This is a genomic window from Streptomyces sp. NPDC057010, assembly GCF_042673805.1.
Lineage (GTDB): Bacteria > Actinomycetota > Actinomycetes > Streptomycetales > Streptomycetaceae > Streptomyces.
In genome coordinates this window covers 1-12,545 of the sequence record NZ_JBHUSC010000093.1, presented here as the reverse complement: position 1 = coordinate 12,545, position 12,545 = coordinate 1, and the positions used below count along the sequence as shown (strand labels likewise).

The following is a 12,545-nucleotide window of genomic DNA, read 5'->3' as shown; positions in this document are numbered from 1 at the left end:
TCCCCGGTCCCCGGTCCCCGGTCCCCGGTCCCCGGTCCCCGGTCCCCGGTCCCCGGTCCCCGGTCCCCGGTCCCCGGTCCCCGGTCCCCGGTCCCCGGTCCCGGTCCCCGGTCCCGGCTCCGGCCCCCGGTCCCGGCCCCGGCGCTGGCCCCCACCCCGGCCTCGGCGCCCGCGGAGCCCCGGCAGGGGATCGGCCCAGACCTCGGTCAGGGAAGCCGTAGAGTACGGGCAGGCAGCCGTACGGAACGGGGGGCGGAGCCGCCGGATGACCACGACGACACCGCGGACCGCGGTTCTGGGCGAGCCCGATCCGACTCCGGCCCCGGCCCTCGGGGCCAAGCGCGGGGTCGCCGCCGTGCTCAGCGGGGTGCTCGGGCTCGGCCTCCTCGGCGGAGCCGGCATCGGCACGTGGGCCGAACACCGCGCCACCCACCGCCCGTTGCCCGCCGACGCCGCCTACCGCAAGGCCGGCTCCCTCTGGCACACCGCCCCCGTGGACGGCCTCTTCCCGCCCGTCCTCGCCGGCCAGGCGACCGGCCCCGGCGGCTCCAACCGCGTCTGGACCCGCATAGCGCTCGCCCCCGACGCCGACTGCCCGGCCGCCCTCAACGCCGACTGGCAGAGCCTCCTGGCATCCACCGGCACCCGCTGCACCCGCGTCCTGCGCGCCACCTACACCGACGCCACCCGCAGCTCCCTGATCACCGTCGGGATGGTCTTCACCCCCGCCGACGCCCCCGCAACGGCCGCCCTCACCGCCCGGCTCACCGCCCCGCCGGCCTACGGCTTCACCGACGCCCAGCGCGCCGCGTGGACCGCCTCCGTACGCGCCGAGGCCCCCGTCGTCGTGTACGCAGTCTCCGCCTTCGCCGACGGCCGCGCCCTCGACGCGCCCCGCCCCGCCGAGGACGTGATGAAGAAGGAGGCCACGGGCGCCGTCGCCCAGGCGGGCCTCGGCCACGAGGCCAAGGCGGTCGCCGACCGCATCGGCACGGGCCTGGCCCTCCTCGCCGCCCCGCCCGTCACGCCCGCCCCGGAGGCCACCCGATGACACCCCGCAGGCCCCGCCGGCCGGCGGCACGGCACGGCGCCGCCGCCCTGCTCGCCGGCGCCCTCCTCGCGGTGGCCGCCGCACCCCCGGCGGCCGCCGACGCCATCCGCGACCGCCAGTGGGGCCTGCTGGCCCTGCGCGCGGAGGAGGCCTGGGGCACCACCCGAGGCGACGGGGTCACCGTCGCCGTGCTCGACACCGGCGTGGACGCCTCCCACCCCGACCTCGCCGGGCAGGTCCTCGACGGCACCGACCTCATCGGCATGGGCGCCGCCCGCGGCGACCGCACCTGGGCCCGCCACGGCACCGCCATGGCCGGCATCATCGCCGGGCACGGCCACGGCTCCAGCCGCGGCCAGGGCGTCCTCGGCGTCGCCCCACAGGCCCGGATCCTGCCGGTCCGCGTGATCCTGGAGGAGGGCGACCCGGGCCGCGCCCAGGCCCGCGACAGCAAGGGCGGAGCCCTCGCCGAGGGCATCCGCTGGGCCGCCGACCACGGCGCCGACGTGATCAACCTGTCCCTCGGCGACGACAGCGACTCGGCCCACCACGAGGCGGGGGAGGACGAGGCCGTCCAGTACGCCCTCGCCAAGGGCGTGGTCGTCGTCGCCTCCGCGGGCAACGGCGGCGAGGCCGGCGACCGCGTCTCCTACCCGGCGGCCTACCCCGGGGTCATCGCCGTCACCGCGGTCGACCGCAAGGGCCGCAAGGCGCGCTTCTCCACCCGCAACTGGTACGCCACCGTCAGCGCACCCGGCGTCGACATCGTCATCGCCGACCCCGACCGCTCGTACTACGAGGGCTGGGGCACCAGCGCCGCCGCGGCCTTCGTCTCCGGCGCCGTGGCCCTCGTCAAGGCCACCCACCCGGACCTGTCCCCGGCCCAGATCAAGAAGCTGCTGGAGGACACCGCCTCCGACAGCCCCGCCGGAGGCCGCGACGACGCCCGCGGCCACGGCATGGTGGACCCCGCCGCCGCCCTCCAGGTCGCGGCGGCCGTGCAGCCGGAGGCGGCCGTACCGGTGCCGGCCGCGGCCGGGCAGCCGTACTTCGGCTCCGGCCCCGACCCCGTGCGCCCGCCCGGCCACAGCGTCCGGCCGGGTACCGCGGAGGCCGCGGCCGCGGGGGCGGCGCTGCTCGTGCTGGCCGCCGTACTGGCGAGGCGCCCGCGGCGGGGCACCCGGGGCCGGGGCGGCCGGCCCCTCACGGCACAGTAGGGTCGGGTAACTGTGGCGAACATGGCGAACAAGAACATTCCCGACCCCGGCTTCTCCGACGACGACGGCTCGGCCGATCCGCGGCTGAGCGCGGCCCTGGCCGCGTGGTCGCAGGACCGGGCGAACGAGCCGCAGGTGCTGGCCGCCCTCAAGGACGCCCGCCTGCTGGTCCCGGTCGTCGCCGTGCTCGGCGAGGTGGAGACCGACCCGGAGACGGGCCTCAAGCGCGAGAAGACCAGCGACATGGCCGTCCCGACCCTGCGGGCCGGCGACCGGCGGGCCCTGCCGGCCTTCACCTCCATCGCCTCGCTCGCGCTCTGGGACCCGGCGGCCCGGCCGGTCGCGGTGCCGCTGCACCAGGCCCTGGCGGCCGCCGCGCACGAGAAGGCCGACACCGTGGTCCTGGACCTGGCCGGCCCCGTCACCTACCAGCTGACCGGCTCCGCTTTGCTCGCCCTCGCCGAGGGCCGTACGGACGCGGACCCGCTGGCCGACCCCGCCGTACGGGAGGCCGTACGGGCCGCCGTGGCCGCCGAGCCGGCCGTGCTCCGCGCCCACCTGGGCCCGGGCGGCGCCGACGCCGACGGCACCCTCGCCATCGTCCTGGCGGCCGGCGAGCAGGCCCCGGCGGTAGCCCGCCGGGTGGCCGAGGCCCTCGCCGCGGACGAGACCCTGCGGGCCCGGCTGGTGCGCGGGCTGGACCTGGCGCTGCTGCCGCCGCAGGCCCCGGCCCCGCCCGGCGAGGCGCTGTTCTCCCGCTGAGCGGGAGAACGGCCGGGTGGGAGAGGCGCCGAACGACGAAGAGGCTGCCGGGAAGGAATCCGGCAGCCTCTCGGCGTGAGCGGTGGGTATCAGGCGAAGACGGGCCCCGTGAACTTCTCGCCCGGCCCCTGGCCCGGCTCGTCCGGGACCACGGAGGCCTCGCGGAAGGCCAGCTGGAGCGACTTCAGGCCGTCGCGCAGCGGGGCCGCGTGGAAGGAGCTGATCTCGGTGGCGCTCGCGGTGACCAGACCCGCCAGGGCGGTGATCAGCTTGCGGGCCTCGTCGAGGTCCTTGTACTCGGAGTCCGGCTTGTCCAGGCCCAGGTTGACCGCCGCGGCGCTCAGCAGGTGCACGGCCACCGTGGTGATCACCTCGACGGCGGGGACGTCCGCGATGTCGCGGGTCATGGCGTCGTAATCGGGGGCCTCGTCGGCAGCGGTGTCGGTGGGGAGGGTCGCGTCAGTCATGCTTCACACGATAAGCCGGGCGGACGGCACCCCCGACCCGAGCACCGGGTGAGCGGCTCTGGCGCGGAATGCTATATTGGGCTACGACCGGCCGGAGACCTGTGTCCCCGGCCCACAAGTGGAGGCTCCGATCTCCCACCCGGCCACCCTCACGGGAGGCGGGTCACCGGTCAGGCGGCATCCATCGTTCCGTACGGACGATGGAAAGCTGCCCGATGCTGCGCCCCGCGGTTCGCACGCGGCGGTGCTCCGGTTGTTTTGGAGCCCCTGCCTGTGCCCGGCGGGGCTTTTTTGATTCTCCCGCCGTCGGTCTGACGGAAATACACGTCAGCGACTGTCTGCCAGGCAGCCGTGTGGTGCTACCGAGGAGGATCCATCAGCACCGAGCCCCGCATCAACGACCGGATTCGCGTTCCCGAGGTACGACTCGTCGGTCCCAGCGGCGAGCAGGTCGGCATCGTGCCGCTTGCCAAGGCGCTTGAGCTCGCGCAGGAGTACGACCTCGACCTGGTCGAGGTCGCGGCGTCCGCACGCCCGCCGGTCTGCAAGCTCATGGACTACGGCAAGTTCAAGTACGAGTCGGCCATGAAGGCCCGTGAGGCGCGCAAGAACCAGGCGCACACGGTCATCAAGGAAATGAAGCTCCGGCCGAAGATCGACCCGCACGACTATGACACCAAGAAGGGTCACGTCGTTCGGTTCCTCAAGCAGGGCGACAAGGTCAAGATCACGATCATGTTCCGTGGTCGCGAGCAGTCCCGGCCGGAACTCGGCTACCGACTGCTGCAGCGCCTCGCTTCGGACGTCGAGGACCTCGGGTTCATCGAGTCGAACCCGAAGCAGGACGGCCGCAACATGATCATGGTCCTCGGTCCGCACAAGAAGAAGACCGAGGCGATGGCCGAAGCCCGCGAGGCGCAGGCCGCCCGCAAGGCGGAGCGCCAGGGTGCCGCCGCCACCGACGAGGAGGCTCCTTCCGAGGAGGCCGCCGCCGTCGAGGCGACGAACACCGAGGATGCCGACGTCACCGAGGCCGCCGCCGACGAGGCGAACGCCGAGGCCTGATTCCGAGGCAGCCTGTCTCGGATCACCTACACAACATGACGCTCCCGTCAGCCGGTCCCGAACCGGACCGGTGGGAGCGCCACCGACGAGGAGATAACGGCGCTATGCCGAAGAACAAGACGCACAGCGGTACCAAGAAGCGCTTCAAGATCACCGGCTCCGGCAAGGTGCTCCGCGAGCGCGCCGGCAAGCGCCACCTGCTCGAGCACAAGTCGTCGCGCATCACCCGCCGCCTCACCGGCAACGCGGAGATGGCCCCCGGCGACGCCGCGAAGATCAAGAAGCTTCTCGGCAAGTGATGTTCTCCGCTCCCGGCAGGGAGCGGATGAGCGTCAAGACCGGGACCCCATCGAATTCGGGCCGTGTGAAGACAACCACGGCCCCGCTACAAGGAGTTAAAAAGTGGCACGCGTCAAGCGGGCAGTAAACGCCCACAAGAAGCGCCGGGCGATCCTCGAGGCGGCCTCCGGCTACCGCGGTCAGCGTTCGCGCCTGTACCGCAAGGCCAAGGAGCAGGTCACCCACTCGCTGGTCTACAACTTCAACGACCGCAAGAAGCGCAAGGGCGACTTCCGTCAGCTGTGGATCCAGCGCATCAACGCCGCTGCCCGCCAGAACGGCATGACCTACAACCGCCTCATCCAGGGTCTGAAGGCCGCCAACATCGAGGTGGACCGCAAGATCCTCGCGGAGCTGGCCGTCAACGACGCCAACGCGTTCGCCGCGCTGGTCGAGGTCGCGCAGAAGGCGCTTCCGGCCGACGTCAACGCCCCCAAGGTTGCCGCCTAAGGGCTAGCCGGCCGCTTTCCGCGGCCGGCACCCACGGACCCGCAGGCATGAGCCTGCGGGTCCGTGTGCGTTCGCCCCCGCCCCGCGGAGGCGTGCCGCCCTCCCCGCCCCACGCGCCCGCGCGCTCCGACGCGTCCCGCGGCCGTTCGCCGCAGGCCCCGTCCGACCCGCGCTCCGGACCACCCCCGAGAGAGAACCCCGAGACCATGCGCACCCCCGCCGAGCTGATCTCCCCCCGGTCCCCGCGGGTGGCCGCCGCCAGGCGACTGGCGCGGCGCAATTTCCGTACCAAGGAGCGCCGGTTCATCGCCGAGGGCCCCCAGGCGGTCCGCGAGGCCGTCGAGCACCGCGGCGCCGGCGGCGCGTCGACCCTGATCGAGCTGTTCGCCACCGTCGAGGCCGCGGAGCGCTACTCCGGGATCGTCGAGGCCGCGCTGGACGCGGGCGCGCGGGTGCACTACGCCTCGGACGAGGTGCTGGCGGAGGTCTCGCAGACCGTCACCCCGCAGGGCCTCGTCGGCGTCTGCCACTTCCTGGACTCGCCCTTCGAGGACATCCTGGCCGCGCAGCCCAAGCTGGTCGCCGTCCTCGCGCACGTCCGCGACCCCGGCAACGCCGGTACGGTGCTCCGCTGCGCGGACGCCGCCGGCGCGGACGCGGTGGTGCTCACCGACGCCTCCGTGGACCTCTACAACCCCAAGTCCGTACGGGCTTCCGTGGGCTCCCTCTTCCACCTCCCGGTCGCGGTCGGCGTCCCCGTGGAACAGGCCGTGGAGGGGCTGCGCGCGGCCGGCGTACGGATCCTCGCGGCCGACGGGGCCGGCGAGGACGACCTCGACGCCGAGCTGGACGCGGGCACCATGGGCGGCCCCTCGGCCTGGGTCTTCGGCAACGAGGCCTGGGGCCTGCCCGAGGAGACCCGGGCCCTGGCGGACGCCGTCGTACGGGTCCCGATCCACGGCAAGGCGGAGAGCCTGAACCTGGCGACGGCCGCCGCGGTGTGCCTCTACGCGTCCGCGCGTGCACAGCGGGCGCCCGGAGGGTGCCGCTCCGTGACCCCCAGCTAGTAATGTGGCGGCCCGGGGGCCCACTGCGCTACCCGGAGATGTGGGGTACGGGGACATGACCGTCGGTACGAACAGCTCACCGGGGGCCGCGGGGGCCGCGAACGCGGCCGAGGAGCGGTTCGGGGGCGCCCCCGCAGCCCCGGCCACCGCCGGAGCGCTGCGCGGCGTACCCCCGCAGGCGGCGCAACCCGCCCCGGGCGCCGACCGCACGCCGCCCGTTGCACCGCCGCAACCCGCCCCGGGCGCCGACCGCGCCCCGGCGCCGCCGACTCCACCGGCTCCCGCCCCCGGCCCCCACACCCCCGGCGACAGCCACGGCCACCGCGACGACGGCGGCTCCCACACCGGCCACGCCCCCGCCCCCGGTGATGACATCGGCTTCGGGCTGGACCCCGACGAGCTGCCCGACGGGCTCGTCGTCGCGGACGACACCGGGACGGTGATCTGCTTCAACGCCGCCGCCGCACGGATCACCGCACTCGCCGCCGGCCAGGCGCTCGGCACCCGCATCGACCGCGCCCTGCCGCTCGAAGACCTCGACGGCCGTCGCTGGTGGACGCTGACCGACCCCTACGGCGGGCTCGCCACCCGCCGCGGCCAGCCCGAGCGGAACCTGCTGCTGCCCGGCGGGCGCGAGGTCCTCGTCTCCGCCCGGTACGTGCGGGAGCACCCCACCGGCCCGCTCAGGCGGCTCGTCGTCACCCTCCGCGGCACCGAGGCCCGCCGCCGCACCGAGCGCAGCCACGCCGAGCTGATCGCCACCGTGGCGCACGAGCTGCGCTCCCCGCTCACCTCCGTCAAGGGGTTCACCGCGACCCTGCTCGCCAAGTGGGAGCGGTTCACCGACGACCAGAAGCGGCTGATGCTGGAGACCGTCGACGCCGACGCCAACCGCGTCACCCGCCTCATCGCCGAGCTCCTCGACATCTCCCGCATCGACTCCGGCCGGCTGGAGGTGCGCCGCCAGCCCGTCGACATCGCCACCGCCGTCGGCCGCCACGTCCAGGCGCTCACCGCGAACGGCCAGGCCCCCGAGCGGTTCCTCGTACGGGTGAGCCGCCCGCTCCCCGACCTGTGGGCCGATCCGGACAAGATCGACCAGATTCTCGGCAACCTCCTCGAAAATGCGGTGCGCCACGGAGACGGAACGGTCACCATCGACGTATCGCCGCATGAGAAGGGAACCGCCGTCACCGTGACCGACGAAGGCCCCGGGATCCCCGAGGAGTCGATGGCCCGCGTCTTCACCCGCTTCTGGCGGGGGAGCAAGCGCGGCGGCACCGGCCTGGGCCTGTACATCGTCAAGGGCATCGTGGAGGCCCACGGCGGCACCATCACGGTCGGCCGCGGCCCCGGCGGCGGCGCCGAGTTCCGATTTATCCTGCCCGTGAGCGCCCCGGCCTACCTCACGCAGTAGCACTCAGCGGTACTGCGGAGAGTCTCGCCAGGCGGCCCACGGGCTCCTTCACCCCCAGCGACCTTTAGACTCGTCCTTTGGCACCTTTGTGTCTCTGTGTCGATCGGTCTGATCGCGCCGTACGGGGACCCACCAGCCAGCCATCGGAAGTACGGGAAGAGATGTCGGCACCGAACAAGTCGTACGACCCTGTCGAGGTCGAGGCACTGAAACCGGAAGAGATCGAGCGCATGCGGGACGAGGCGCTCGCTGCCTTCGCGTCCGCCGGCGACCTCGACGCGCTGCGTGAGGCGAAGACCGCGCACATGGGCGACCGCTCGCCCCTGGCGCTCGCCAACCGCGAGATCGGCGCGCTGCCCCCGCAGGCCAAGGCCGAGGCGGGCAAGCGAGTGGGCCAGGCCCGCGGCGCCGTGAACAAGGCCTTCGGGGCCCGCACGGTCGAGCTCGAGCGCGAGCGCGACGAGCGGGTGCTGGTCGAGGAGGCGGTGGACGTCACGCTGCCGTACGACCGCACCCCCGTCGGCGCCCGGCACCCGCTGACCACCCTGATGGACCGCATCGCGGACATCTTCGTGGCCATGGGCTACGAGGTCGCCGAGGGCCCCGAGGTCGAGGCGGAGTGGTTCAACTTCGACGCCCTCAACTTCACGCCCGACCACCCGGCGCGCCAGATGCAGGACACCTTCTTCGTCCAGGGGCCGGCGGGCACCGAGGGCGACGAGTCCGGCGTCGTGCTGCGCACCCACACCTCCCCGGTGCAGGCGCGCTCGCTGCTGGAGCGCAAGCCCCCCGTCTACATCGTGTGCCCGGGCCGCGTGTACCGCACCGACGAGCTCGACGCGACGCACACCCCGGTCTTCCACCAGGTCGAGCTGCTCGCCGTCGACGAGGGCCTGACCATGGCCGATCTCAAGGGCACCATGGACCACATGGTCCAGGAGCTGTTCGGCGAGGGCACCACCACGCGCCTGCGCCCGCACTTCTTCCCGTTCACCGAGCCGTCCGCCGAGATGGACATGCAGTGCTACGTGTGCCGCGGCGAGTCGGTGGGCAACCCCGACCGCCCGTGCCGCACCTGCTCCAGCGAGGGCTGGATCGAGCTCGGCGGCTGCGGCATGGTCAACCCGAAGGTGCTCGTCGCCTGCGGTGTGGACCCCGAGAAGTACAGCGGGTTCGCCTTCGGGTTCGGCATCGAGCGGATGCTGATGTTCCGCCACAACGTTGAAGACATGCGAGACATGGTCGAGGGTGACGTCCGTTTCACCCGGCCGTTCGGGATGGAGATCTGATGCGGGTCCCGCTTTCTTGGCTGCGGGAGTACGTCGACCTCCCCGCGGGTGAAACCGGTCGTGACGTGGCGGCCAAGCTCGTCGACGCCGGCCTCGAGGTCGAGACCGTCGAGCAGCTCGGCGGCGGGCTCAAGGGTCCGCTCGTCGTCGGCCAGGTGCTGACCATCGAGGAGCTCGAGGGCTTCCGCAAGCCGATCCGGTTCTGCACGGTCGACGTCGGCCAGGCCAACGGCACCGGCGAGCCGCAGGAGATCGTCTGCGGCGCCCGGAACTTCTCCGTCGGCGACAAGGTCGTCGTGGTCCTCCCCGGCGCCGTCCTGCCCGGCGACTTCGCGATCGCCTCGCGCAAGACGTACGGCAAGACCTCGCACGGCATGATCTGCTCCGGCGAGGAGCTGGGCATGGGCGACGACGGCACGCACGGCATCATCGTGCTGCCGCCGGAGCACGAGGTCGGCACCGACGCGATCGAGCTGCTCCAGCTCGTCGACGAGGTCCTCGACATCGACATCACCCCGGACCGCGGCTACTGCATGTCCATGCGCGGTGTCGCCCGCGAGGCGGCGACCGCCTACGGCCTGCCGCTGCGCGACCCGGCGCTGCTCGACGTGCCCGCGCCCAACTCGTACGGCTACCCGGTCAAGATCGACGACCCGGCCGGCTGCGACCGCTTCACCGCCCGTACGGTGACCGGCCTCGACCCCGAGGCGCGCTCCCCGATCTGGCTCACCCGCCGCCTCCAGAAGGCCGGCATGCGCCCGATCTCGCTCGCCGTCGACATCACCAACTACGTGATGCTCGAACTCGGCCAGCCGCTGCACGCCTACGACCGCTCCAGCATCGACGGCGCCATCGGTGTCCGCCGCGCCGAGCAGGGCGAGAAGTTCACCACCCTCGACGGGGTCAAGCGCACCCTCGACGCCGAGGACCTGGTGATCACCGACGACAGCGGCCCGATCGGGCTCGCCGGTGTCATGGGCGGCGCCAACACCGAGATCGCCGACTCCGTCACCGACCCCGAGACGGGCGCCGTCACCGGCACCACCGAGGTGGTCATCGAGGCCGCGCACTTCGACTCCGTGTCGATCTCGCGCACCGCCCGCCGCCTGAAGCTCTCCTCCGAGGCCTCCAAGCGCTTCGAGCGGGGCGTCGACCCGCAGGCCGCCGCCGCGGCCGCCCAGCGGACCGTCGACCTGCTCGTGCTCCTCGCGGGCGGCACCGCCGAGGCCGGCGTCACCGAGGTCCTCGCCCCGGGCGCCCCGCGCACCATCGCGATGCCCGCCGACCACCCCGACCGGGTCGCCGGCATGGAGTACGGCCGCGAGACCGTCGTCCGCCGCCTCCAGGAGATCGGCTGCGACGTCTACGGCCAGGACGAGCTCGTCGTCACCGTCCCGTCGTGGCGGCCCGACCTCGCCGCGCCCAACGACCTCGCCGAAGAGGTCATCCGGCTGGAGGGCTACGGGAACCTCCCCTCGACCCTCCCGCAGGTGCCCTCCGGCCGCGGCCTCACCGCCCGGCAGCAGCTGCACCGCCGGGTCGGCCGCGCGCTGGCCGGTGCGGGCTACGTCGAGGCGCTGAACTACCCGTTCATCGGCGAGGGCGTCTTCGACCAGCTCCAGCTGCCCGCGCACGACGCGAGCCGCCAGGTCGTCAAGCTCGTCAACCCGCTCTCCGACGAGGAGCCGGCGCTGCGCACCACGCTGCTGCCGGGTCTCCTCGGCGCGCTGCGCCGCAACGACAGCCGCGGCAGCCACGACCTCGCGCTCTTCGAGACCGGTTCGGTCTTCCGGGCCGCCGCGCAGCCGGGTGTCGCCGTACGGCTGCCCGTCGACCGGCGTCCCACGGACGAGGAGATCGCCACCCTGAACGCGGCCCTGCCCGCGCAGCCGCGGTACGCCGCGGTCGTGCTGGCCGGCGGGCGCGAACAGGCCGGCTGGTGGGGCAAGGGCCGCCCGGCCGACTGGGCGGACGCGGTCGAGGCCGCCCGCTCGCTGGCCGTCGAGGCCGGTACGCAGCTCGTGGTGCGCCAGGGCCAGTACGGCCCCTGGCACCCGGGCCGCTGCGCCGAGCTGGTCGTCACCATCGACGGTGTCGAGCAGGTCATCGGCCACGCCGGTGAGCTGCACCCGCGCGTGGTCAAGGCGCTGGGCCTGCCGGCCCGCACCAGCGCGATGGAGCTCGACCTGGACCGCCTCGCGGCGGCCGGCGGCGAGGCCCTCCAGGCGCCCCGGATCTCCTCCTTCCCGGTGGCGACCCAGGACGTCGCGCTGATCGTGGACGCGTCGGTCCCGGCGGCTTCCGTCGAGGCGGCGCTGCGCAAGGGCGCGGGCGAACTCCTCGAATCGCTGCGGCTGTTCGACGTGTTCACCGGCGAGCAGGTCGGCGAGGGCAAGAAGTCCCTGGCGTACGCGCTGCGCTTCCGCGCGGCGGACCGCACGCTGACCGCCGAGGAGTCCACGGCCGCGCGCGACGCGGCGGTGGCGCTGGCGGCCGAGCGGACCGGGGCGGTGCTCCGCGGCGCGTAGCCGCACCCGAGTAGGGCCAGTCGAGGGGCGCATCCGGACCACCGGGTGCGCCCCTCACTCATTCGGGTGAGAAGGTCTGCCACCCGGGTCCGGGGCGCCGGGTGGTCGGCACAATCGTTGCGGCCGAGGGGAGACCGCGATGATCGGGGAGATGCCCCAGGTGCGCCGGGTGTGCGTCTTCGCGTGGGGCGGCGCCGCGGTGTCCTGGGAGCTGGCCACCCCCGGACGGCTGGTGCCGAGCCTGGCCACGTGCGCGGCGTTCCTGCTGCTGGCGACGGGCTGCGCGCTGCACATCCGGCGGGGCCTCGTCGCGGAGCTGCGGCGTTCGCAGGAGATCGCGGGCGCGGCGCAGCGGGCGCTGCTGCGGCCGCTGCCGGGGCGGATCGAGGGCCTGACGCTGGCCGCGGCGCAGCTGTCCGCGAGCCGGGGCGCGGTGGTGGGCGGGGACCTGTACGAGGCCGTCCCGACGGCGTACGGGGTGCGGGTGGTCATCGGGGACGTACGGGGCCACGGGCTGCCGGCGCTCGGCGCGGCGGCGGCGGTCCTCGGGGCGTTCCGCGAGGCCGCCTACGACGAGGTGTCGCTCGGCGGGGTCCTGCTCCGGATGGAGCGGGCGCTGGGGCGGCACGTCCGCGACCGGGCCCGTGCCGAGCACCCGTCCTCCTGTCCCTCCGAGCCGGAGTCGCCGGCGGCGGAGGAGTTCGTGACGGTCCTGCTGCTCCAGATCACCCCGGACGGCACCCTGCTGGCCCTCAACTGCGGCCACCCCTGGCCGTACCTGTTGCGTCCCGCGGCAGCCGCCGAGGACTGCGCTGCGCGCAGCCGGGGCTCCGCCCCGGACCCCGCGCCTCAAACGCCGGCGAGGCTGGATGTGGCCGAGCTGCGCTCAACAG

12 protein-coding genes are annotated in these 12,545 nt (G+C 73.9%); 11 read left to right on the top strand and 1 reads right to left on the bottom strand.

Annotated elements, in window-relative coordinates:
- Positions 1–265 precede the first annotated feature (265 nt).
- From ACFTXQ_RS35540 to ACFTXQ_RS35530, 3 genes are read left to right on the top strand one after another with little or no spacing between them, the layout of a single operon-like run.
- The gene (locus tag ACFTXQ_RS35540; RefSeq protein WP_382649507.1) at positions 266–1,051 is read left to right on the top strand and encodes a hypothetical protein; all 786 of its coding nucleotides are present in this window, start codon (positions 266–268) and stop codon (positions 1,049–1,051) included.
- Positions 1,048–2,268, top strand: a complete 1,221-nt coding sequence (gene mycP / locus ACFTXQ_RS35535; protein ID WP_382649504.1) for a type VII secretion-associated serine protease mycosin — start codon at positions 1,048–1,050, stop codon at positions 2,266–2,268. The genes ACFTXQ_RS35540 and mycP overlap by 4 nt, the downstream gene beginning before the upstream one ends.
- Before the next feature lie 21 nt (positions 2,269–2,289).
- Entirely contained in the window at positions 2,290–3,030 is a 741-nt protein-coding gene (locus ACFTXQ_RS35530) for an SseB family protein (protein ID WP_382649502.1), read from the top strand.
- Positions 3,031–3,119: 89 nt separating this feature from the next.
- On the opposite strand, the gene ACFTXQ_RS35525 is transcribed toward ACFTXQ_RS35530, so the two are convergent.
- On the bottom strand, positions 3,120–3,497 hold the full coding sequence (locus tag ACFTXQ_RS35525; RefSeq protein WP_382649499.1) for a DUF1844 domain-containing protein: 378 nt from the start codon (positions 3,495–3,497) through the stop codon (positions 3,120–3,122).
- 351 nt (positions 3,498–3,848) lie between these two features.
- On the opposite strand from ACFTXQ_RS35525, the gene infC reads away from it, so the two are divergent.
- From infC to ACFTXQ_RS35485, 8 genes are all read left to right on the top strand, one after another.
- Positions 3,849–4,562 (top strand): translation initiation factor IF-3, encoded by a 714-nt coding sequence (infC, locus tag ACFTXQ_RS35520; RefSeq protein WP_382649497.1) that lies wholly within the window; start codon positions 3,849–3,851, stop codon positions 4,560–4,562.
- A 104-nt stretch (positions 4,563–4,666) separates the two neighbouring features.
- Complete coding sequence (rpmI, locus tag ACFTXQ_RS35515) at positions 4,667–4,861, top strand: 50S ribosomal protein L35 (RefSeq protein ID WP_069919538.1); 195 nt, start codon at positions 4,667–4,669, stop codon at positions 4,859–4,861.
- Between the two features lie 103 nt (positions 4,862–4,964).
- Positions 4,965–5,351 carry a 50S ribosomal protein L20 gene (gene rplT, locus ACFTXQ_RS35510; RefSeq protein WP_030157251.1) on the top strand — a complete coding sequence of 129 codons (387 nt, stop codon included), beginning with the start codon at positions 4,965–4,967 and terminating at the stop codon, positions 5,349–5,351.
- Positions 5,352–5,557: 206 nt separating this feature from the next.
- Positions 5,558–6,418, top strand: coding sequence for a TrmH family RNA methyltransferase (locus tag ACFTXQ_RS35505; RefSeq protein ID WP_382649492.1), 861 nt, complete (start codon positions 5,558–5,560; stop codon positions 6,416–6,418).
- A 55-nt stretch (positions 6,419–6,473) separates the two neighbouring features.
- Positions 6,474–7,835: a sensor histidine kinase gene (locus tag ACFTXQ_RS35500; RefSeq protein WP_382649489.1), complete on the top strand. Its 1,362-nt coding sequence runs from the start codon at positions 6,474–6,476 to the stop codon at positions 7,833–7,835.
- Positions 7,836–7,996: 161 nt separating this feature from the next.
- Positions 7,997–9,124, top strand: a complete 1,128-nt coding sequence (gene pheS, locus ACFTXQ_RS35495; protein ID WP_382649486.1) for a phenylalanine--tRNA ligase subunit alpha — start codon at positions 7,997–7,999, stop codon at positions 9,122–9,124.
- Positions 9,124–11,652, top strand: a complete 2,529-nt coding sequence (gene pheT, locus ACFTXQ_RS35490; protein WP_382649483.1) for a phenylalanine--tRNA ligase subunit beta — start codon at positions 9,124–9,126, stop codon at positions 11,650–11,652. Before pheS ends, pheT begins: the two co-directional genes overlap by 1 nt.
- Before the next feature lie 139 nt (positions 11,653–11,791).
- Positions 11,792–12,545: PP2C family protein-serine/threonine phosphatase (locus tag ACFTXQ_RS35485; protein ID WP_382649480.1), on the top strand; the 754-nt coding region annotated here is incomplete at its 3' end.

Coding starts and splice junctions, on each gene's coding strand:
- ACFTXQ_RS35540 (WP_382649507.1), top strand. CDS start 266: ATGACCACGACGACACCGCGGACCGCGGTTCTGGGCGAGCCCGATCCG.
- mycP (WP_382649504.1), top strand. CDS start 1,048: ATGACACCCCGCAGGCCCCGCCGGCCGGCGGCACGGCACGGCGCCGCC.
- ACFTXQ_RS35530 (WP_382649502.1), top strand. CDS start 2,290: ATGGCGAACAAGAACATTCCCGACCCCGGCTTCTCCGACGACGACGGC.
- ACFTXQ_RS35525 (WP_382649499.1), bottom strand. CDS start 3,497: ATGACTGACGCGACCCTCCCCACCGACACCGCTGCCGACGAGGCCCCC.
- rpmI (WP_069919538.1), top strand. CDS start 4,667: ATGCCGAAGAACAAGACGCACAGCGGTACCAAGAAGCGCTTCAAGATC.
- ACFTXQ_RS35505 (WP_382649492.1), top strand. CDS start 5,558: ATGCGCACCCCCGCCGAGCTGATCTCCCCCCGGTCCCCGCGGGTGGCC.
- ACFTXQ_RS35500 (WP_382649489.1), top strand. CDS start 6,474: ATGACCGTCGGTACGAACAGCTCACCGGGGGCCGCGGGGGCCGCGAAC.
- pheS (WP_382649486.1), top strand. CDS start 7,997: ATGTCGGCACCGAACAAGTCGTACGACCCTGTCGAGGTCGAGGCACTG.
- pheT (WP_382649483.1), top strand. CDS start 9,124: ATGCGGGTCCCGCTTTCTTGGCTGCGGGAGTACGTCGACCTCCCCGCG.